1 pseudogene is annotated in these 228 nt (G+C 67.1%); it reads right to left on the minus strand.

Annotated features, from left to right (window positions below):
* Positions 1-228, minus strand: a pseudogene (locus OH705_RS29065) (M18 family aminopeptidase); the annotation flags it as partial.

Below are 228 nucleotides of genomic sequence, written 5' to 3' on the forward strand. Positions count from 1 at the left end.
TAGGGGCGAGCAGGGCGGCGCCATAGTCTGCGTCGCCGAGTTGCAGGAAGCCCTGGCGCTGCAGTTCGGGGTGCGGCTTGACCCGCAGGCATGGGCTGTCGGTGTGGGCGCGGACCATGCGGATACCGCCGATCAGCGGCGAATTCTTGCCGAGCTTGATGGCGATGATCGAGGAATCGGTACGGTTCACGTAGTAGCGGCCGCCAGGCACGGTGGCCCAGCTGTCGG

This window comes from Pseudomonas sp. BJa3 (genome assembly GCF_026343815.1).
Lineage (GTDB): Bacteria > Pseudomonadota > Gammaproteobacteria > Pseudomonadales > Pseudomonadaceae > Aquipseudomonas > Aquipseudomonas soli.